Here is a 19,488-nt window from a genome sequence, read left to right on the forward strand (position 1 = left end):
CGGCGCACGCGGGGCGCACGCTTGGTCTCGACCTTTGGCAGTGGGACGGTGCACCGCAATGCGGTTGACTGCGTGGGGACTTGGGGCTCGGGAGGGGGCCCGGGGACTCTCTACGCATCGTGCTGGATGGACGCGGCCTTCGCAACCGTTCGATCCGCCTTTGTGCATTTTTGCAGTTTCCGCCGGGCGGCCCCGGGCGTCCCCGGAGCCGACCGTTCTCTTGGGTGACCGGGCTGCTGTCCCCTGCCGTCCGGTCACGACCCTGGAGCGAGGTCCCACGACATACGGCACGATCCGTACGTCTCATCGCCCCAGCGAGCCACGCGTGGTTCTTTCGGGCCCGCCCCTGGCTGGCACGGACATCCCCACCAACGAAGCGGTGCGCGCGGCGGTCACGCGCCGTACGGGTGAGACGGGGCTCGAACTCAGATCCGCCCCCGGGACAGTTCGAGCAGCGTCATGGCGAGGGCGGTGCCGGGCCGGCCGAGGGCGTCGCTGTAGTGGCTGAGGATCTCGTTCTCACGGGACAGGTGCACGCGCCGGCCGCCGGAGGCGATCCGCGTCTCCTGGACGACGGCGGACACGGCGACCCGTTCCTGGATGAGACCGATGATCCGGTCGTCGAGCGCGTCGATGCGCTCGCGGGCGTCGGCGATGGTCTGTTCGGGGGTGGTGGTGCTCATACGGGGCTCCTTGTGGCTGGAGCGCGAGGACCGACCGACCCGGGAAACGACAGGCGCCCCGGGCCTTGTCGGCCCGGGGCGCCTGGGAAGTCGCTTGTCAGTAACTCAAGCAGCACGACCATGGCAGCCGGCGGGCCGGTTGCCATAGGTAAAGAGGAAGGTCGGGTGCGTGAGCATGGGGCGAGTATGGCACAGGGTTTTTCGAGGGGGGTCCGAGGGCGCCCTGCCAGCCCACGGAGTGGGGCGGCGAGGGTGCCTTTCCAGCCCACCGAGCCGCGTGGTGACGGTGCCCTTTCAGCCCACCGAGCCGGCCGATGACGGTGCCCCTTCCAGCCCGCCGAGTCGGGCGGTGGGTGGGCACAGGTCCGGGGGGCTGGGGGCGGAGCCCCCAGGACGACCAGGTGTCCGACGCCGACCCCGTTAGAATCGGTACCCAGACCCCCCGCCCCACCGCCGGAAGGCCCCGCTCCCGTGTCAGCGACCCCCGCCCCCGACACCGTCCTGGTCGTCGACTTCGGCGCGCAGTACGCCCAGCTCATCGCCCGCCGCGTCCGCGAGGCCCGGGTCTACAGCGAGATCGTGCCGAGCACCATGCCGGTCGCGGAGATGCTCGCCAAGAACCCGGCGGCGATCATCCTCTCCGGCGGCCCCTCGTCGGTGTACGCGGAGGGCGCCCCCCGCCTGGACCGCGCGCTCTTCGACGCCGGCGTCCCCGTCTTCGGCATGTGCTACGGCTTCCAGCTGATGGCCACGACCCTGGGCGGCACGGTCGACAACACCGGCGCCCGCGAGTACGGCCGTACGCCACTGCACGTCTCCCGCTCCTCCTCCACCCTCTTCGAAGGCACCCCCGACGAGCAGTCCGTCTGGATGTCGCACGGCGACGCCTGCTCCGCCGCCCCCGAGGGCTTCACGGTCACCGCGTCCACGGACGTCGTCCCGGTCGCCGCCTTCGAGAACGACGAGAAGAAGCTCTACGGCGTCCAGTACCACCCCGAGGTCATGCACTCCACGCACGGCCAGCAGGTCCTGGAGCACTTCCTGTACCGGGGCGCGGGCCTCACCCCGGACTGGACGACCGGCAACGTCATCGACGAGCAGGTCGCCCTCATCCGCGAGCAGGTCGGCGACAAGCGCGCGATCTGCGGCCTGTCCGGCGGTGTCGACTCCGCCGTAGCCGCCGCGCTCGTCGCCCGCGCCATCGGCGACCAGCTGACCTGCGTCTACGTCGACCACGGTCTGATGCGCAAGGGCGAGACCGAGCAGGTCGAGAAGGACTTCGTGGCCGCGACCGGCGTCAAGCTCGTCGTCGTGGACGCGGAGGAGCGGTTCCTCGGCGCGCTCGCCGGGGTCTCCGACCCCGAGCAGAAGCGGAAGATCATCGGCCGCGAGTTCATCCGCGTGTTCGAGCAGGCGCAGGCCGAGATCATCGCGGACGAGGGCCCCGAGGTCGCGTTCCTGGTGCAGGGCACGCTCTACCCGGACGTCGTCGAGTCGGGCGGCGGCACCGGCACGGCCAACATCAAGTCGCACCACAACGTGGGCGGACTCCCGGAAGACCTCGAATTCAAGCTGATCGAGCCTCTCCGCAAGCTCTTCAAGGACGAGGTCCGGATGGTCGGCCAGGAGCTGGGCCTCCCGGACGAGATCGTCCAGCGCCAGCCCTTCCCCGGCCCCGGCCTCGGCATCCGCATCGTCGGCGAGGTCACCAAGGAGCGCCTCGACCTGCTCCGCGACGCGGACGCCATCGCCCGCGAGGAACTGACGGCGGCCGGCCTCGACCGCGACATCTGGCAGTGCCCGGTGGTCCTCCTCGCCGACGTCCGCAGCGTCGGCGTCCAGGGCGACGGCCGCACCTACGGCCACCCGATCGTCCTGCGCCCGGTCTCCAGCGAGGACGCCATGACGGCCGACTGGTCCCGCCTGCCGTACGAGGTCCTCGCGAAGATCTCGACCCGCATCACGAACGAGGTCGCCGACGTCAACCGGGTCGTCCTCGACGTCACGTCGAAGCCGCCGGGGACCATCGAGTGGGAGTGAGCCTTCTTGGGGCTCAGGTCCGCTTGACGGTGCGCACCGCCGCTCCAGGCGTCCAGACCTGCACGACCAGGTACGTCTCGTCCTCGACGTAGGTCCGCACGACCTCCGTCAGCTCGGTGCGGAAGAGGTGGAACAGCTCCGGCGGTTCCACCTCTTTGCTGTACGCCCCCTTCACCCCGGCGTCGGTGACCTCCACCGCCCGCCCGGTGACCCGCACATCCCCGCCGCCCATCTCCGTACCCGCCCCCGGATTCGCCTGGAGCGCGAACCGCGGGTCCCGCCGCAGATCCAGCGCCTTCAGCGAGTCGGGCATCATCCCGAGCCACAACTCACCGTCCAGGAAGCGCACTTCCAGCCCGGTGGTACGGGGTGACCCGTCCTTGCGCAGGGTCGCGAGAACATGGTGGGTGAAGGCCCCGAAGCGCTCCTCGACGGTCGCGGCGAGGTCAGGTTCGGCGGCGGTGAAAGCGGCCCAGTTCGCTGTCATACGGCGAGTGTTCCGCCGATAACAGACATCCTCTGTCCTCTTTACAGACCGGCACTGCCCTTTTCGACCGACCGGCGGTAACTTCTCGCCCTTACAACAACCCCAGTGCTGGAGGACCGATGCCCGGGCCGACGCCGCCCTCCCCCCTGTCCACCGACCGGCTGCAGTTCGCCATGCCGCCGATGCACGAGTCGGTCGAGGACGAACGCCGGCACCGCAAGGAACGGCTCGCGGGCGCCCTGCGCCTGTTCGGCCGGCTCGGCTTCGAGGACGGGGTCTCGGGGCACATCACCGCCCGCGACCCCGAGTTCAGCGACTGCTTCTGGGTCAACCCCTTCGGGATGCCCTTCCGGCACGTCACCGTGAGCGATCTGGTGCTGGCCAACTCGGACGGCCAGGTCCTCCAGGGCCGCCACCACGTCAACCAGGCCGCCTTCACCGTGCACTCCCAGGTCCACGCCGCCCGCCCGGACGTCGTCGCGGTCGCCCACTGCCACTCCGTGCACGGCCGCGCCCTCTCCGCCCTCGGCGACTTCCTCGACCCGATCAGCCAGGAGAGCTGCGCCTTCTACGAGGACCACGCGCTCTACGACGCCTACAGCGGCGTCTCCGTCGACGCCGAGGAGGGCAAACGCATCGCCGCCGGACTCGGCTCGCGCAAGGCGCTCGTGCTGCGCAACCACGGACTGCTCACCGTGGGCGACTCCGTGGACGCGGCGGCCTGGTGGTTCCTGTCCATGGAACGCTCCTGCCAGGTCCAGCTCCTCGCCAAGGCGGCCGGCAGACCCATTCTCATCGACCACAAACTCGCCGTCGCCACCCGCGAACAGACCGGCGGCGACCTCGTCGCCTGGATCAACTACCAGCCCCTGTGGCAGGACATCAGCCGCACCGAACCGGACCTCCTCAGCTGACGCCGACCGGTCGACGCGGCTCAGTTGAATCCCCGCAGCACGGCCGCCTTGGTCATCCTGAACTCCTCGTCCGTGAGCACCCCTTCCCGGTGCAGCTCGCCCAACTCCCGCAGTCTGCGCAGGAGTACGTCGTGATGGTCGGCCGGAGGCGGAACAGTGGCCAACCGCCGAGAGCGGTCCGGGAACTCCCCGTTGTCGAGTTCCCGGACCGACGGATGCGGCAGCCGCGCGGTCACCGCCGTCGCCACCAGCGCGGTGAGCAGATCACGGCGGGTGCTGCCCCACAGATCGAGGGCGTACGGGTCCTTCTCCGGCGGCAGTTTGGAGAACACGGTCTCGCGCGTCACGAACCGCATGAACCCGTCTTCGTAACCGGAGTTGGGCAGCCACTCCACCTGGACGAGATCGCCCACGGCGACTATCCGCGGCCCGGTCGCGCGCTTGACGCGCTCGGAGGTGTCGGCCCAGTCGATGCGCACCTGGGCGCCGTCGAAGGACACCGTGCCGTCGGAGGAGCGGACGGAGACCGGGACCGGCGGGCCGGGGAGGAGATAGGCCTTGGTGGGTTCCTTGGGGATCTGGTCGAGGAGCAGCGCGTGCCGGATCTCCTCCGCCACGTACTCGGCGACCCCGGACCGGTCGATGTCCACGATCAGCCGGTACGGATCCGCCGGGTCCGGCAGCCGTCCGCCGGTCGCCTGCAGCAGCGGGTCGGCGCCCTCGCGCAGTCTCAGACGCAGTCGGCCACGTTTGCGTTCGGGTTCGTAGACGACGCCCGCGACGGCTTCGAGGGGCACCGCGATCTCGCCGTACGTCTGCCGGAACAGTGGCACGGAGCGGTGAAGTCCCGGCGTGATACGGACCGTTGTGCCGTCGAAGGCCCAGGTCCCGTCGCGCTGGATGATCTCGGCCATACGCGAATTCTCGCAGCCGGGTCAACACGGCGGCGCTCACTTCACCCGCGCTGACCAGACCTGCCGGACGCGGGCCGTGTCCCGTAGGGCACAATCCGCTGTTGTCGTGCGGGAGTTGCAAGGCGGTGGCCAAAGGCTTCGGAGCCGGCCGCCGAACGTCAGGGCCCGGGGTCGCGGGCCGAGGTCCATGAGGGTCATGGGGAAGGCAGGCGTCGGGCGTGGCGGTGCAGGAGGCGAGACAGGGCGGCGAGCATGCCGGTGCCCACGGAGGCGGCTGTGCCTGCGGGGACTGCCCGCACGGGGCACGCGAGGGGCATCGGCGCGCGGTCGCCGCGTTCCTCGTCAAGCGGGACGGCTTCGCGGCCGGGGAGGGGCTGCCGGCGGCGGTGGCGCACTCGGCGTCCGCCTCCCGGCAGTGGGTGTCGGACGAACTGACCCAGTCCGCCGACGCCGTCGCCGAACGCGGCCGGGCCGAGGGCGGCGCCTGGCTGGCGCGCCTGTGGCACCGCACGGCGTTCGCGGTGTGGGGCGCCTTCGTGGTGCTGCTCCTGGTGCAGTCGTTCACCGCGATCGGCGCGGGCTGGACGGCGGCACGCACGGCCGGGATGCTGGCCGCGCTCGTGGTCGCCGGCGCGGTGACGGCCGCCTCCTGGTTCCACCGGGCGCGCGGCGGGGCGCTCGCCCCGGTCATCGGTGAGGACAACCGGCTGTCGACCTCTCGTGCCGTGGCCGTGTCCTGGGTGCTGTTCGTGGCGTACGCGGTGCTGGTCCTGGCCGGCCGCCTCGCCGCCGCCTCCGACCACGCCGAACGCGACGCCCTCATCTCCGGCCTCGAACTCGCCCGGGGCGCCGGTGTGGTGACCGTCCTCGCCGTGGTCTGCGCGATCGCCGTGCTCGTCCGCCGGGTCGTCGGCCTGCGCGTCCTCGGCCAGCGCCTCCAGAAGCTCCCCGCCGACCGCCCCCGCGCGGCCGACCTCCTCACCGACGACGCGGGCCGCGGCACCTTCGCCGACATCCAGTACGTCGCGATCAGCGCCGTCGCCCTTGTCTTCGTCGCCGTCCGCCTGGCCCGCCGCCCCGACCAACTGCCCGACCTGCCCTGGGGGTTGGCGGTTGTAGTACTGATCTCAGCCGCGACATACCTGGCCGGCAAGTACGCGGAGGGCGGCCGTCCGGTCATCCTCTCGGTGGTGCGCTCCCGCGAGGCCGGCGATCTCGACGCCCCCATCCGCACCGGCGACGACATCGAGATCCGCGGCGCCGGCTTCGTACCCCCCGGCGCCCAGACCGCCGACCGGCTCTCCCGCATGGTCGTCCGCATCGGCCCGGTCAACGTCCACGTCCCTCTCGTCCCGGTCACCGGCGGCTTCTCCAACCCCACGGACACCCTTCTGACCGTCCCCGTCCCGGTCGACGTGGAACCCGGCCGCGTCGAGGTACAGGTCGTGACGGCGGCGGGCGTGGAGACGAACGCGTGCGTGGTCGAGGTGACGGACTGACCGGACTCCTGTACGAGTGGATACGGGCCGGAGCTGGAAAAAACTGGCTGACTCATGGTTGAGCGGGTCCCCCTATTCGTACGTATGGTCTGTTGAGGGGTCACGGCACGGCGGGCGAGAGGCGGCTAAGGGCGATGACTCACGGCACTCGGATGGATACGCAAACCCCGTACCTCGACGGCGATCGGAGCTGGCGGGACACCGCCACCCGATATGCCCTGCTTCCCCTGCGCGTCTTTCTCGGCGTCACCTTCATCTACGCCGGCCTGGACAAACTCACCGACAGTGCCTTCATGAAGTCCTCCGGCGCCGGCTCGGTCGGCGAGACGATGCGCGCGGTCCGTGACTCCTCGGCGATCCCGGCCCTGGTCGACCTGTCCCTGAAGAACCCCGTCGGCTTCGGCTACGCCATCGCCTTCGGCGAACTCGCCGTCGGTATCGGCACGTTGATCGGCCTCCTGGCCCGCCTCGCCGCACTCGGCGGCGCGCTGATCTCGCTCAGCCTGTGGCTGACCGTGAGCTGGCAGTCCGACCCGTACTACTACGGCAACGATCTCGCCTACCTGATGGCCTGGCTGCCCCTCGTCCTCGCGGGCGCCTCCGTGTTCTCCCTGGACGCGGCGCTACGCGCGAGGCGAAGGCAGCGGGCGGGAGGCTACCGGTAGTCAGCCGGATATCTCAGGACCGGGGTCGGCCGTGCTCGGACGGCCGACCTTTCGGCGTCTGCGGACCGCCCCGTTGATGCCCGCCGCCACACCGGCCAGGATCAGGCCGACCGTGACGAGGGGGATCACCGCGAACCACTCGGTCACCCACAGCCCGCCCGCGTCCCCGGCGTAGAGCACGCCCGCGGCGACGAGGAAGAGACCGGCGACCAGCTTCCCGGGCTGGAACTCATGACGCAGCACGGCTGACCTCCGCCTGTCCGACGCCGACGTGGAGGTCCAGATCCACCGTGCCGGTGCTCTTGACGCCCGTCGCCGGGGACAGAGTGACCTGCTTGTGCTTGCCCGGCTCCACGTCCACGTCCTTCTTGTCGTCACCGGGCAACTGGATGTCCCCGACGCCCACGTCCACACTCAGTTTCACCGTCACGTCCGACGGCACGATCACCTTCAGGTGCCCGACGCCCACCTCGGCGTCCGTGGCGACCGTCTGCCCCTTGGCCAGTCGCAGCCCGGTCAGGTCGAGCGTGCCCACCCCGTTCCCCAGGTCGTACTTCTGCTGGACCTCGGCCACCGCCGTGGGCTGCCACGTGACGCGGTCCCAGTGGGTGGTGAGGTCCTTGGGCAGCGCCGCCGACGCGGCCAGCAGACCGGCGGTGACGATCGCCAGGAACACCGAGCCCGCCCCCGTACGCCCCAGGAACGCGCTGAGCGCGATCCCCAGGCCGAACACGACGAGCGCACAGGCCAGGCCCGCCTGAAGGCTGGTGCCGAGCGCCTGGTCGTCCCACTTCGCGGCGGTGCCGAGGCCACCCGCGAGCAGCGCGAGGAGGAACACCCAGCCGCCGATCCACCGCGGGCCACGCGGCCTCGGGGGTGCCGGGCGCGGGGGCCGCTGATCCTCCCGCCAGTGCGGGTACGAGGGGCCGAGGCGGATGTCGATCACGTCCGCGATGTCACGGTCGCGGGAGTCTCCCGGGCCCCACAGATAGCCCGTGCCACCGACGTGCGTGCCGTCCTTGACGATTGGATCGCGCCACCAGGAGGGGTAGGCGGCCGGCACCGGCGGCGCCTGGGCCTCCGGCGGGGCGTCGGCGACGGCCTGCGCGGCCAGCGGGTCGGGGTCGGGGGCGCCGCGCTGCTGCGACCAGTACCCCGCGCCCGCCAGCAGGAGGGAGAGGACGACGGCGAAGGTCAGCACGCTGGCGTTGCTCAGCATCGACAGGAACACCCCGCAGCCGACCAGCGCGAACAGCACGGCCGCCAGGGCCTGGCCGTCGACGCGGCCGGTGAAGAGCTTGCGGACCTCGTTCTCCTCCTCGTCGTCGTACGGGACGAAGAGCCAGGCGAAGCCATAGAAGATGAGGCCGATGCCGCCCGTCGCCGACAGCACGGCGAGCGTGATCCGGAAGATCACCGGGTCCATGTCGCACTGCCGCCCGAGCCCCGCGCACACCCCCGCGAGCACCTTGAACCGCCGGTCCCGCCGGAACCGGTGCGGGGGCGCGACCGCGGTCGAGTCGCCGGGTGCGGCACCCGGCGCCGACGCGGCACCCGCGGCGGGCACGGCGTCCCGCGGCCCGCCGCCCGCTCGCGGGCGCGGGCCGGAGCCGGGTCCCGGACCCGTCGCGGCGTGCTCGTGATCTGTCATGCGTCCATGCTGCCCGGCGCGAGCCGCCGATGGCAGTCGGGACGACCCTGGCCGAACCCTGAAATCCGCCCGCGGCGGGTCGTTTTCGAAGATCAGGGGAGTCTCGGGGGTCGACCCTGATGCTCCGGACGGCGGGGCGTGTGAACATCGGTGGCATGCCGGACGCCGCAGCATTGCCAGTCGAGGACCCGCGGCCGCCGCGCAAGCTCTACCGCAGCAGTGACGGACGCTGGCTCGGTGGTGTGGCGCGGGGGCTCGCCGGGCATCTCGGGCTGCCGGTGATCTGGGTGCGGCTGGTCTTCGTGGGGCTGTTCCTCGCGGACGGACTCGGCGCGTTGCTGTACGCCTCGTTCTGGTTCTTCGTGCCGCTCGGTGTCGGCGGTGTCGCCGGTCAGCGGCCCCCCTCTCTCGTCTCCACCGAGACCTCGCCGGACGGCCGCCGCAGACTCGTCGCCCGCAAGCCGGACAAGGGCCAGATCGTCGCCCTGCTCCTCATGGTCGTCGTCGCGCTGGTCTTCGTCGGCAATGTGAATCTGGGCAGTGGCGCCAAGGCCTATCTCTTCCCGACCGTCCTCGTCGGCGCGGGCGTCGCCCTCGTCTGGCGCCAGGCGGACAACGCCCGCCGGGCGCGCTGGGCCGAGGTCGGCAGCCGCCGCCGTACGCTCAGCCTGCTGCGCGCGGGCGGCGGGGTCCTGCTGGTCACCGCCGGTGCCACCGCGATCTTCGTGCTGCAGGGCTCCGCCGACCACCTCGGCTCGGTCCTCCAGGCGGCCCTCGCGGTCCTCGTCGGCATCACGCTGCTCGCCGGCCCGTACCTCGTGCGGATGACCCAGGACCTGTCCGAGGAGCGGCTGATGCGCATCCGCGCCCAGGAGCGCGCCGAGGTCGCCGCCCATGTCCACGACTCCGTGCTGCACACCCTGACCCTGATCCAGCGCAACGCGGAGAGCCCCAGCGAGGTGCGCCGCCTGGCCCGTGCCCAGGAGCGCGATCTGCGTGCCTGGCTCTACAAACCGGAGGGCACCGGCAAGGACGAGGCCGACGAACCCGACACGCTCGCCGAGGCGGTGCGGCGCAGTGCGGCGGAGGTCGAGGACAAGCACGGCGTCCCCATCGAGGTCGTGATCGTCGGCGACTGCCCGCTCGACGACGGGATCGGTGCCCAGATGCAGGCCGCGCGCGAGGCGATGGTGAACGCGGCCAAGTACGGTGGCGAGGGCGGCGCCGTGCAGGTCTACGCCGAGGTGGAGGGGAAGAAGGTCTTCGTGTCCGTCCGCGACCGCGGACCGGGCTTCGACCTCGACTCGATACCCGCCGACCGCATGGGCGTCAGAGAATCGATCATCGGCCGTATGGAGCGCCACGGCGGTACGGCACGCCTGCGCGCGGTGCCGGACGGCGGTACCGAGGTCGAGTTGGAGATGGAGAGGGCGGAGAAGACGTCATGAGCGACACGACCGAGACGAACGAACCGGCGGAGCCGACCGGCGGGAGCGCGGGCGGGCGTCACGTGCGCGTGGTCCTCGTCGACGACCACCGCATGTTCCGTACGGGAGTCCAGGCCGAGATCGGCCGCACCGAGGAGACCGGTGTCGAGGTGGTCGGCGAGGCCGCGGACGTCGACCAGGCGGTCACGGTCATCACCGCGACCCGCCCCGAGGTGGTCCTCCTGGATGTCCACCTCCCGGGCGGCGGCGGGGTCGAAGTCCTGCGCCGCTGCGCCCCGTTGATGAGTGACGCCGAGCAGCCCGTCCGCTTCCTCGCCCTGTCCGTGTCGGACGCGGCGGAGGACGTGATCGGCGTGATCCGCGGCGGTGCGCGCGGCTACGTCACCAAGACGATCACCGGCACGGACCTCGTCAACTCGATCTTCCGGGTCCAGGAGGGCGACGCGGTCTTCTCCCCGCGCCTGGCCGGGTTCGTCCTCGACGCGTTCGCGTCGACCGACGCCCCGCCGGTCGACGAGGACCTCGACCGCCTCACCCAGCGCGAGCGCGAGGTGCTCCGCCTCATCGCGCGCGGCTATGCCTACAAGGAGATCGCCAAGCAGCTGTTCATCTCGGTGAAGACGGTCGAGTCCCATGTCTCGGCGGTGCTGAGGAAGCTCCAGCTGTCGAACCGGCACGAGTTGACGCGCTGGGCGACGGCCCGCCGACTGGTGTGACCCGTAAGGGAGTTCACACCACGCGGGTCGCCCCCGCGAACGGCATCTGGTCGATCGGTGCCAGCCGTACCGGAGCCGTCGGGTTCGGGGCGTGGATCATCTGGCCGTCGCCGACGTAGATGCCGACGTGGCTGATGCCGGAGTAGAAGAACACCAGGTCGCCGGGGCGCAGTTCGGACCGGGAGACCCGCTGGCCGGCGTTGATCTGGGCGTAGGTCGTGCGGGGGAGGGAGACCCCGGCGGAGTTGTAGGCGGCCTGGACGAGGCCGGAGCAGTCGAAGGCGTTGGGGCCCGTGGCGCCCCAGACGTAGGGGCTGCCGAGCTTCTGGTAGGCGTAGGAAACGGCAGCCGCCGCACGGGAGTCGGGGGCGTCGGCCGCGGCGGCGGAGGAGCTGGGCGCGGCCAGTGCGCCCCGTGCCGTCGTGGAGGACCGTGACGCGCGTCCTGTGCCGCCGCCGGTCGTGCCGTCCCCGACCTGGGCCCGTTGCTGCGGGGTCAGTCCGGACAGCAGGCGGCGTGCCTGGTCCAGCTTCCCGTTGATGGTCTTCTTCTGCCTGCCGAGCTCCGCCTGGCGTGACTTCAGCGAGGTCAGCTCGATGTGCGCGGCGCCGCGCAACTGCTCGATCTCCCGCAGCTGTTGCCGTACGAGGGCGACGGCCGCCGTCTGCCGGTGGCCCACCCGGTCGGCGAACTCGGCGCCGTCCAGATACTGTTCGGGGTCGTCGGAGAGCAGGAGCTGCACCGAAGGGTCGATCCCGCCGCTGCGGTACTGCGCCGCGGCGACATGACCCAGCGCCTCCCGGGCCGAGTTGAGCTTCTCCGTCCTGCGTGCCGCCTCGTCCCGCAGGGTGCCCAGCTTCTTCTCGGCCGCGTCCGCCTTCTCCTTCGCGCCGTCGTACTTCTCGGTCGCGACCTCCGCCTCCTGGTACAGCTGGTCCACCTTGGCCTTGACCTGCGTCGGTGTCAGCTGGGGCTCGGCGTGCGAGGTTCCGTCGAAGCCCGTCGCCGTCGCCGCGCCCGCCAGGGCGATCGTGGCGGCCGTACGGGCCGTATTGCCGCTGAGCGAGCGCTGTCGGGGCTTGCGGTGCGCTGCCACGTGGACTGCACGTCCTTTCGTACGACCGCCGGGGGAGCGGGCGGTTGCGCGTCCGGCGGCGGCCCGCACAGGGGGAGCGGGCCGCCGCCGGACCTTCTCGGCGGTGGTGTCCGACGGCCGCCCCTGGTCCGGGCGGCGGTGGGGAGCCGGTCACCTGGTGGAGGACGCTAAACCTGACGATGACGGCCCGGTAACGCATGTACGGAACTGACGTGAGGTGATCGAGAAATGGCCGTGAGTGACCGCGATCCCGGTCCGGGGCCGCCGACTTGACGCGGTGCGCTGACCGATGGGGCGGTTCCGGCGCGGCGGGGAACGGCGCGGTGCTATGGGCCGCATATATGCAAGGTCGGGGAGCCGCTAAAGAGGGGCGGTGTCGGTCGGCCCCGGAGACCCTGATTAGGCTCCGGCCCCATGGGCGTACTCATCCATCTCTTCGTCGGCCTGCACATCATCGGCATCGCGGCGCTGCTCGGCGGTTTCCTCACCCAGATGAAGGCGATGGGCCAGGGCACGGCCCGCTTCGTCCCCGGCATGCTGCACGGCGCGCTGACCATGCTGGTCACCGGCGCGATCCTGGTCGGCCTCAACCAGGCCGACGATCAGCACGTCAACAACATCAAGATCGGCGTCAAGCTCGCGCTGCTGATCGTGATCCTCGGGCTCGTCTATGTGAAGCGGGACGAGGAGACCGTCGACAAGAGTCAGTTCGCGCTGGTGGGCGGGCTCACCATGGTGAACATCTTCATCGCGGTCCTGTGGACGTGACCCCGGACGTGGCGGCGAGGGAGAACCGGACCGTCCCCGCGGCGACCACCGGCCAGGCCGCCACCGCGATCCACAGCACCACCTCCCGGGGCGTCCGCAGCCACGAGACGTCCAAGGCGGTGCCCACGGAGAGCGTGGTCGCCGCCGTCATCCCCAGCGGGAACACCGTCGACCAGCGGCGCACGTCGTAGCGCGGCCGGGGCCCGCTAAGGAGCCACCTCGGAGCCGATGGTGGGCCACGCGCGCGTGGAGCTCAAAACACCTGCACGCGTGCGTGCCCCTCGGAGCCTCGGCTCAGGCCGGCCGCACCACGCTGTGGACGATCGACGTGCCGCCGTGGTGGATCGACTCCTCGCGGACGTAGGTGCCGGGCTTCGGGGCGTGGATCATCATGCCGTCGCCCACGTAGAGGCCGACGTGGCTGATGTCGTCGTAGAAGAAGATCAGGTCACCGGGTTCGGCGTCGGCCGGGGAGACCGTCGTGCCGGCGTTCGCCTGGTCGGCGGTGGCGCGCGGGAGGGTGACGCCGGCGGCCTTCCAGGCGGCCTTGGTGAGGCCCGAGCAGTCGTACGAGTCGGGGCCGGTGGCACCGCAGACGTACGGCTTGCCGACCTGGGCGCGGGCGAAGGCGATGGCCTTGGCGGCCTTGGTGGCGTACGAGGAGTCGGAAGGGGCGCTCTGCGGGGTCAGCCGCGACAGCACCTCACGCGCGGTGGAGAGCTTCCTCTGGACGGCGGCCTTGGCCGTCTTCAGGTCGCCCTGCGTGTCGTTGAGGGGTCGGAGGCTCCCGGTCGCCTCCTGGCGCAGCGGGGCGTCCGCGCGCACGAAGGCCGAGGTGTCCGGGGCGGCGGCCCCGGTGCGGTACTGCGCGGCGGTGAACGAACTCAGCCGCTCCCGCGCGGCGTTGATCCTCCGCGCGCGCTCGGCGCCGTCGTCCAGGCGGGGGTCGACGCGCTTGCGCTGCCTGGGCGCCCTCTCCTTGCCCGCGTTGTACCTCTCGGTCGCCGAGTCCGCCTGCCGGTAGAGGTCGTCGACCTTCCTCTCGACCTCTCCGAGGCGCGAGGTGCCGTCGTCGGCGGCGGGGGTCCATATGCCTGCGATGCGCGAGCCCGTGGAACGCGGCTTGCGGTGCGACGACGCCAAAGGAGGCGACTCCTTCTCATGCTGGAGGGGGTGTGGAGCTTGATCGAACGCTAACCAACTCGTGTGGTTCGTGTGAAGGTTGATGTTCGATATGCCCGACATGTTTCCGTGACCTCCGTCATGCGCGAGACCGGTCGTCGCTGATCGTGACGGGACGGTTCTGGACCGTGAAATGTGCCGAGTTCTCGGGGTGGCGGCCGGTTGTCAGTGGGGCGCTCTAAACTCGGAGGGCGATGAGCAGCCTCTTTGACGACAGCTTCCTGGCGGATCTTCAGGGCCCTCGGGCCCACGACGAGGAACCCCCGCCACCGCCCGAGGACGAGCACGGACCGGAGCCGGTTCCGGACGACCTGTTCGGCGGCAGGTTCGACGTGCCCGCGAGCAGAGACGCCTACTACCGGGACGGCGCCCCGCGCCCCGCGGTCGACCCGGCGGCGCTCCTGGACGGGCTGAACGAGAACCAGCGCGCGGCCGTCGTCCACTCCGACACCCCGCTGCTCATCGTGGCCGGCGCCGGCTCCGGCAAGACCCGCGTGCTCACCCACCGCATCGCCTACCTGCTCGGCGAGCGCCATGTGCACCCCGGCCAGATCCTCGCGATCACCTTCACCAACAAGGCCGCGGGCGAGATGAAGGAGCGCGTCGAGCAGCTCGTCGGCCCGCGCGCCCACGCGATGTGGGTCATGACCTTCCACAGCGCGTGCGTACGCATCCTGCGCCGAGAGTCGAAGAAACTCGGCTTCACGTCCTCGTTCTCGATCTACGACGCCGCCGACTCCAAGCGCCTCATGGCCCTGGTCTGCCGCGACCTGGACCTCGACCCGAAGCGCTTCCCCCCGAAGTCCTTCAGCGCCAAGATCAGCAATCTGAAGAACGAGCTGATCGACGAGGAGGACTTCGCCGCCCAGGCCGGCGACGGCTTCGAGAAGACCGTCGCCCAGGCCTACGCGATGTACCAGTCGCGGCTGCGCGAGGCCAACGCCCTCGACTTCGACGACCTGATCATGACCACGGTCAACCTGCTGCGCGCCTTCCCGGACGTCGCCGAGCACTACCGCCGCCGCTTCCGGCACGTCATGGTCGACGAGTACCAGGACACCAACCACGCCCAGTACGCCCTGGTGCGCGAGCTGGTCGGCACCTCGGAACACCCGGTCGACGTCCCGCCCGGCGAACACGACCTGCCGCCCGCCGAGTTGTGCGTCGTGGGCGACGCCGACCAGTCGATCTACGCCTTCCGGGGTGCGACGATCCGCAACATCCTCCAGTTCGAGGAGGACTACCCGAACGCGACGACGATCCTCCTGGAGCAGAACTACCGCTCCACACAGACGATCCTCTCCGCCGCCAACGCGGTCATCGAGCGCAACGAGTCCCGCCGCCCCAAGAACCTGTGGACCAACGCGGGCGCGGGCGCGCAGATCACCGGCTATGTCGCCGACACCGAGCACGACGAGGCGCAGTTCGTCGCCGAGGAGATAGACCGTCTCACCGACGCGGGCGAGGCCAAGGCCTCGGACGTCGCCGTCTTCTACCGGACGAACGCCCAGTCCCGCGTCTTCGAGGAGATCTTCATCCGCGTCGGCCTGCCCTACAAGGTCGTCGGCGGCGTCCGCTTCTACGAGCGCAAGGAGGTCCGGGACGTCCTGGCCTACCTCCGCGTCCTGGCCAACCCGGAGGACACGGTCCCGCTGCGCCGCATCCTCAACGTCCCCAAGCGCGGCATCGGCGAGCGCGCCGAGGCGATGATCGACGCCCTCTCCCAGCGCGAGAAGATCAGCTTCCCGCAGGCGTTGAAGCGCGTCGACGAGGCCTACGGCATGGCCGCGCGGTCGACGAACGCGGTCAAGAAGTTCAACACGCTGATGGAGGACCTCCGTACGATCGTCGAGTCCGGCGCGGGCCCGGCGACGGTCCTGGAGGCCATCCTCGAACGCACCGGCTATCTCGCCGAGTTGCAGGCCTCCACCGACCCGCAGGACGAGACCCGCATCGAGAACCTCCAGGAACTCGCCGCCGTGGCGCTGGAGTTCGAACAGGAGAACAGTTCGGGCGACGGCGAGAGCGAGACACCCGTCGGACTCGCCGCCTTCCTGGAGCGGGTGGCCCTGGTCGCCGACTCCGACCAGATCCCCGACGAGGACGAGGACGGCTCCGGAGTCATCACCCTCATGACTCTGCACACCGCCAAGGGACTTGAGTTCCCGGTCGTCTTCCTCACCGGCATGGAGGACGGCGTCTTCCCGCACATGCGCGCTCTCGGCCAGGCCAAGGAGCTGGAGGAGGAGCGGCGCCTCGCCTACGTGGGCATCACGCGCGCGCGTGAACGCCTGTATCTGACGCGGTCGTCGCTGCGCAGCGCCTGGGGACAGCCCTCGTACAACCCGCCCTCCCGCTTCCTGGAGGAGATCCCGGCGGCGCACGTGGAGTGGAAGCGGACCGGCGCGATGGCGGCTCCGCCGTCCACGGGTCCGGCCTCGGGCATCGCGTCCTCGCTGTCCTCGTCCCGTTCGCGTTCGTCGGCGTCGGGTGCGTCGGGCTTCGCCACGCGCAGGACCTCGGAGAAGCCGGTGGTTGCGCTGGCCGTCGGCGACCGGGTCACGCACGACCAGTTCGGCCTCGGCACGGTCGTCGGTGTGAACGGCACGGGGGCGAACGCGGAGGCGACGGTCGACTTCGGGGAGCCGAAGCCGAAGCGGCTGCTGCTGCGGTACGCGCCGGTGGAGAAGCTGTAGGGCTTCTTTTGAGTGCTACGTCGGGTCGAGCCCGTGGCTGCGAAGCCACGGGAGCGGGTCGATCGCCGCGCCGCCCGCGGGCCGCACCTCGAAGTGCAGGTGCGGGCCGGTGGAGTTGCCGGAGTTCCCGGAGTACGCGATCGGGTCGCCGGCCTTCACCGTCGTCCCTGAGGGGACGCGGTAGCTGGAGAGGTGGCAGTACCAGGTCTGCGTGCCGTCCTTCTCCGTGAGGATCAGCATGTTGCCGTAGGCGCTGTTCCACTTCGTGCTGACGACGCCGTCCGTCGCGGCCATCACCGTCGTGCCGTACGAGACGGGGAAGTCGATGCCCGTGTGCACGGACATCCAGTTGACGCCGGCCTGGCCGAAGTAGGCGCTGAGGCCCCGCTGGGTCACCGGCAGCACGTACTTGGGGCGCAGCCGCTCCTTGCGGGCCGCCTCCGCCGCCGCCTTCTTCTTCTCGGCCTCCTGCTGGGCCTTGAGGTCGATACGTTCCTGCGTACGGCTGGCCCGGTCGGCGAAGTCGTCGGCACCGGCCGACAGGCTCTTGATCTGGGCGTCGAGCTTGTTGTTCGCGGTGGACGGCTTCACCGAGGTCGCGTCGGACGCGGAGGCCGTCGTGTCGCTGCCACCGGTCAGCGTGCCGATGGACGCGGCGGCGATCCCGGCGACACCCATCACACACGCGGACGGTACGGCGATGGTCATCAACGCGGAGCGCTTCGGGGGCGTACGGCGCCGGGACCGGCTCCCGTTGCGGGACGCGGCACGCGAGGCGGCGGCCGGGGCCGGGGTGAACTCCTCCTGGTCTTCCAGGAGTTCGGGGTGCGGCCGGGACCCGTCCGGTTCCGGCTCGGCCTCGTCGAGGGCGGGCATCTCGCCGGTGGTGGTCAACTCGCCGTCTTCCGGGGCGGGTTCGTCGTACGTACCCTCGCGCGTCACGTCGTACGACGCCTGCTCGAAGGTCGTGGTCGTCTCGGCGGGGCTGCCGTCGGCGTTCCACTGCGTGGCGTCGTAGGCGCCCGTGTCGAAGGCCTGCGTGCCCCATTGCCAGTGCTGGGTCTGGTCGGCGGGGGCGGAACCGGTGGACTGGTCCGGCTGGAGCCAGGCGTTCGCGTCCCTCCCCCAGAGGGGGGACCCCCAGCCGCTGATGTCGGGGGCGGCACTCTGCGGCGGGATGGCGGACAGCTGCTGGTAGTCGGCCGACCAGGCGGTGGTCTCGTAGGCGCCCGTGTCGTAGGCGGCGTGGTGCTGGGCCGCGTACGGGTCGTAGTTCAGGGTGTGTTGGGCACCCGTGGACCAGGCCGAGGAGTCGTAGGCGCCGGTGGCCTGCGAGGCGGTGGTGTGCGAGCCGTCGTGGCCGTGGCCCGGCATGTCGCCGAAGAGGGGGTCGGTGGCGAAGCTCGCGGTGGCCTGGCCGCCGTCCGGGCCCGGATGAAAACCCGTGGCGGTGTGGTCGCCGTACGTGGTGAAGTCGCCGTACTGGGCGTCCTGGCCGCCGTACGACGCGTAGTGCGCCGAGGTGGCATCGGAAGCCGGGGCCGGGGTGGTCATGGTCCCCGACGGGTGACGGTCGTTCACCAACTTCTCTTTCGCCTCGACAACAGGGGCTGGCAGAGCAGTGCGGTGACTGTACCCGGCAGTATGCGGGCGCGACAATCTTCGTCAGGTTTCGTGCCCGCCGGAAAAGGGCATTCGGCCGTGTTTCGGGGGACGGCGGGCACGGGTTTGGCCTTGCGTTCGAATAGCGTGCGATATCCAGGGGGCTGTGTGCCCACTGTCGGTGTCCGGTCAGGCCACAGTCAGACCGCCTGTGTGGGTGGTGGCGCGGGTCGCGGTGCGGGTGGCCGCCGGGGCTTCCGTCCACGGTGTGTCGAGGGCCTGGCGGATACCGGTCGCGACGGCGGGGTGGACCGGCAGGGCGAGGTGGCCGATGCCGCTGACCTGCACGTTCTGTGCGATCAGGTCGGGGTGGTCGACGCAGGCCGTCTCCAGCGGCTCCATCAGGTGGTCCAGATCGCTCCAGAAGCTGACGAAGCGCGTACGGCAGCCGGGCGCCGGGCGGGTCAGTTCCTCGATCACCGGCGAGTCGGGCCGCATCTGGCGGACGATCGGGTGGGCGTTGGCCAGCGGGGCGACGGCGGTGCCGGAGTGCGGGGTGCCGAGCGTCACGAGCGTGCGGACCCGCAGGTCGCCGCCGAGCCGCTGCACGTAATACCGCGCGATCAGCCCGCCGAGGCTGTGCCCGACGATGTCCACCTCCTTGCTGCCCGTGCGCTCGCAGATCTCCTCGATGTGCCGGCCCAGCAGCTCCGCCGCCGTGCGGATGTCGCAGGTCAGCGGCGAATAGTTGAGGGACTCGACCTGCCGGCGGCCGTGCTCGGCCAGGGAACGGCGCAGCAGCACGAAGACCGAGCGGTTGTCGATGAACCCGTGCAGCAGCACCACCGGGGGTTTCGCCTCGGTCGGCAGCGGCGCCGCGTCCTCCGGGGAGGGGGCCGGAGGAAGCGGCGCCCGGCGTTCCTGGGCCATGCCGGACGGATAGAGGAGAAGGTGACCCGCGAGGATCACGATCTCCAGGGCGGTCGCTTTGAGGAGGGTCATGGAGAGGCCCGCCAGCCTGCTGGGCAGCAGGCGCTGGCAGAGGGGGAGAAAGGGCAGCGCAGCCCTGGTGACCTTCATGGCCGACCTCCTGTCGGCACACGGAACGACAGCTCCGTCCCCCGTGT

17 protein-coding genes and 1 pseudogene are annotated in these 19,488 nt (G+C 70.9%); 8 read left to right on the forward strand and 10 right to left on the reverse strand.

Annotated features, from left to right (window positions below):
- Positions 1–425: 425 nt before the first annotated feature.
- Positions 426–686, reverse strand: a pseudogene (locus ACIQBL_RS01695) (chorismate mutase); the annotation flags it as partial.
- A gap of 468 nt (positions 687–1,154) precedes the next feature.
- On the opposite strand from ACIQBL_RS01695, the gene guaA reads away from it, so the two are divergent.
- Positions 1,155–2,723, forward strand: coding sequence for a glutamine-hydrolyzing GMP synthase (gene guaA, locus ACIQBL_RS01700; RefSeq protein WP_401935640.1), 1,569 nt, complete (start codon positions 1,155–1,157; stop codon positions 2,721–2,723).
- 13 nt (positions 2,724–2,736) lie between these two features.
- Here guaA and ACIQBL_RS01705 read toward each other — a convergent pair whose 3' ends face one another.
- Positions 2,737–3,210: a pyridoxamine 5'-phosphate oxidase family protein gene (locus ACIQBL_RS01705; RefSeq protein WP_401935642.1), complete on the reverse strand. Its 474-nt coding sequence runs from the start codon at positions 3,208–3,210 to the stop codon at positions 2,737–2,739.
- A 119-nt stretch (positions 3,211–3,329) separates the two neighbouring features.
- On the opposite strand from ACIQBL_RS01705, the gene ACIQBL_RS01710 reads away from it, so the two are divergent.
- On the forward strand, positions 3,330–4,124 hold the full coding sequence (locus ACIQBL_RS01710) for a class II aldolase/adducin family protein (protein ID WP_401935644.1): 795 nt from the start codon (positions 3,330–3,332) through the stop codon (positions 4,122–4,124).
- Between the two features lie 20 nt (positions 4,125–4,144).
- On the opposite strand, the gene ACIQBL_RS01715 is transcribed toward ACIQBL_RS01710, so the two are convergent.
- Positions 4,145–5,038, reverse strand: a complete 894-nt coding sequence (locus tag ACIQBL_RS01715) for a DUF4429 domain-containing protein (protein WP_401935645.1) — start codon at positions 5,036–5,038, stop codon at positions 4,145–4,147.
- A gap of 218 nt (positions 5,039–5,256) precedes the next feature.
- Here ACIQBL_RS01715 and ACIQBL_RS01720 point away from each other — a divergent pair, with 218 nt between their 5' ends.
- Positions 5,257–6,537, forward strand: coding sequence for a hypothetical protein (locus tag ACIQBL_RS01720; protein WP_401935647.1), 1,281 nt, complete (start codon positions 5,257–5,259; stop codon positions 6,535–6,537).
- Positions 6,538–6,671: 134 nt separating this feature from the next.
- Entirely contained in the window at positions 6,672–7,202 is a 531-nt protein-coding gene (locus ACIQBL_RS01725) for a DoxX family protein (RefSeq protein ID WP_401935649.1), read from the forward strand.
- Here ACIQBL_RS01725 and ACIQBL_RS01730 read toward each other — a convergent pair whose 3' ends face one another.
- Together ACIQBL_RS01730 and ACIQBL_RS01735 are read right to left on the reverse strand one after the other, a co-directional pair.
- Entirely contained in the window at positions 7,203–7,445 is a 243-nt protein-coding gene (locus ACIQBL_RS01730) for a hypothetical protein (protein WP_401935651.1), read from the reverse strand. It abuts the gene before it with no gap.
- Positions 7,432–8,853, reverse strand: coding sequence for a PspC domain-containing protein (locus ACIQBL_RS01735; RefSeq protein WP_401935652.1), 1,422 nt, complete (start codon positions 8,851–8,853; stop codon positions 7,432–7,434). Before ACIQBL_RS01735 ends, ACIQBL_RS01730 begins: the two co-directional genes overlap by 14 nt.
- 155 nt (positions 8,854–9,008) lie before the next feature.
- On the opposite strand from ACIQBL_RS01735, the gene ACIQBL_RS01740 reads away from it, so the two are divergent.
- On the forward strand, positions 9,009–10,301 hold the full coding sequence (locus ACIQBL_RS01740) for a PspC domain-containing protein (RefSeq protein ID WP_401935654.1): 1,293 nt from the start codon (positions 9,009–9,011) through the stop codon (positions 10,299–10,301).
- A complete protein-coding gene (locus ACIQBL_RS01745) occupies positions 10,298–11,017 on the forward strand; it encodes a LuxR C-terminal-related transcriptional regulator (RefSeq protein WP_401935656.1) in 720 nt (239 codons plus the stop codon). The genes ACIQBL_RS01740 and ACIQBL_RS01745 overlap by 4 nt, the downstream gene beginning before the upstream one ends.
- A gap of 13 nt (positions 11,018–11,030) precedes the next feature.
- On the opposite strand, the gene ACIQBL_RS01750 is transcribed toward ACIQBL_RS01745, so the two are convergent.
- Positions 11,031–12,113 carry an NlpC/P60 family protein gene (locus tag ACIQBL_RS01750; RefSeq protein ID WP_401935658.1) on the reverse strand — a complete coding sequence of 361 codons (1,083 nt, stop codon included), beginning with the start codon at positions 12,111–12,113 and terminating at the stop codon, positions 11,031–11,033.
- A gap of 414 nt (positions 12,114–12,527) precedes the next feature.
- On the opposite strand from ACIQBL_RS01750, the gene ACIQBL_RS01755 reads away from it, so the two are divergent.
- Positions 12,528–12,881, forward strand: coding sequence for a hypothetical protein (locus ACIQBL_RS01755; RefSeq protein ID WP_401935660.1), 354 nt, complete (start codon positions 12,528–12,530; stop codon positions 12,879–12,881).
- On the opposite strand, the gene ACIQBL_RS01760 is transcribed toward ACIQBL_RS01755, so the two are convergent.
- Together ACIQBL_RS01760 and ACIQBL_RS01765 are read right to left on the reverse strand one after the other, a co-directional pair.
- Positions 12,859–13,032, reverse strand: a complete 174-nt coding sequence (locus ACIQBL_RS01760) for a hypothetical protein (RefSeq protein ID WP_401935662.1) — start codon at positions 13,030–13,032, stop codon at positions 12,859–12,861. The genes ACIQBL_RS01755 and ACIQBL_RS01760 overlap by 23 nt on opposite strands.
- Positions 13,033–13,175: 143 nt before the next feature.
- Entirely contained in the window at positions 13,176–14,024 is an 849-nt protein-coding gene (locus ACIQBL_RS01765; protein WP_401935664.1) for an NlpC/P60 family protein, read from the reverse strand.
- Positions 14,025–14,257: 233 nt separating this feature from the next.
- On the opposite strand from ACIQBL_RS01765, the gene pcrA reads away from it, so the two are divergent.
- The gene (gene pcrA / locus ACIQBL_RS01770) at positions 14,258–16,759 is read left to right on the forward strand and encodes a DNA helicase PcrA (protein WP_401935665.1); all 2,502 of its coding nucleotides are present in this window, start codon (positions 14,258–14,260) and stop codon (positions 16,757–16,759) included.
- A 15-nt stretch (positions 16,760–16,774) separates the two neighbouring features.
- Here the strand turns inward: pcrA and ACIQBL_RS01775 are convergent, their stop codons facing one another.
- Both ACIQBL_RS01775 and ACIQBL_RS01780 read right to left on the reverse strand, forming a co-directional pair.
- Positions 16,775–18,340, reverse strand: coding sequence for a M23 family metallopeptidase (locus ACIQBL_RS01775; protein ID WP_401935666.1), 1,566 nt, complete (start codon positions 18,338–18,340; stop codon positions 16,775–16,777).
- A 210-nt stretch (positions 18,341–18,550) separates the two neighbouring features.
- Positions 18,551–19,441, reverse strand: coding sequence for an esterase/lipase family protein (locus tag ACIQBL_RS01780; protein WP_401935667.1), 891 nt, complete (start codon positions 19,439–19,441; stop codon positions 18,551–18,553).
- Positions 19,442–19,488 lie beyond the last annotated feature (47 nt).

Source organism: Streptomyces sp. NPDC088350 (assembly GCF_044753545.1).
GTDB lineage: Bacteria > Actinomycetota > Actinomycetes > Streptomycetales > Streptomycetaceae > Streptomyces.

What these genes read in the sequence shown, in the direction of transcription:
- ACIQBL_RS01725 (WP_401935649.1), top strand. Translation starts at nt 6,672, where the DNA reads ATGACTCACGGCACTCGGATGGATACGCAAACCCCGTACCTCGACGGC.
- ACIQBL_RS01735 (WP_401935652.1), bottom strand. Translation starts at nt 8,853, where the DNA reads ATGACAGATCACGAGCACGCCGCGACGGGTCCGGGACCCGGCTCCGGC.
- ACIQBL_RS01780 (WP_401935667.1), bottom strand. Translation starts at nt 19,441, where the DNA reads ATGAAGGTCACCAGGGCTGCGCTGCCCTTTCTCCCCCTCTGCCAGCGC.
- ACIQBL_RS01710 (WP_401935644.1), top strand. Translation starts at nt 3,330, where the DNA reads ATGCCCGGGCCGACGCCGCCCTCCCCCCTGTCCACCGACCGGCTGCAG.
- ACIQBL_RS01760 (WP_401935662.1), bottom strand. Translation starts at nt 13,032, where the DNA reads ATGACGGCGGCGACCACGCTCTCCGTGGGCACCGCCTTGGACGTCTCG.
- ACIQBL_RS01740 (WP_401935654.1), top strand. Translation starts at nt 9,009, where the DNA reads ATGCCGGACGCCGCAGCATTGCCAGTCGAGGACCCGCGGCCGCCGCGC.
- ACIQBL_RS01715 (WP_401935645.1), bottom strand. Translation starts at nt 5,038, where the DNA reads ATGGCCGAGATCATCCAGCGCGACGGGACCTGGGCCTTCGACGGCACA.
- ACIQBL_RS01745 (WP_401935656.1), top strand. Translation starts at nt 10,298, where the DNA reads ATGAGCGACACGACCGAGACGAACGAACCGGCGGAGCCGACCGGCGGG.
- ACIQBL_RS01755 (WP_401935660.1), top strand. Translation starts at nt 12,528, where the DNA reads ATGGGCGTACTCATCCATCTCTTCGTCGGCCTGCACATCATCGGCATC.
- pcrA (WP_401935665.1), top strand. Translation starts at nt 14,258, where the DNA reads ATGAGCAGCCTCTTTGACGACAGCTTCCTGGCGGATCTTCAGGGCCCT.
- ACIQBL_RS01705 (WP_401935642.1), bottom strand. Translation starts at nt 3,210, where the DNA reads ATGACAGCGAACTGGGCCGCTTTCACCGCCGCCGAACCTGACCTCGCC.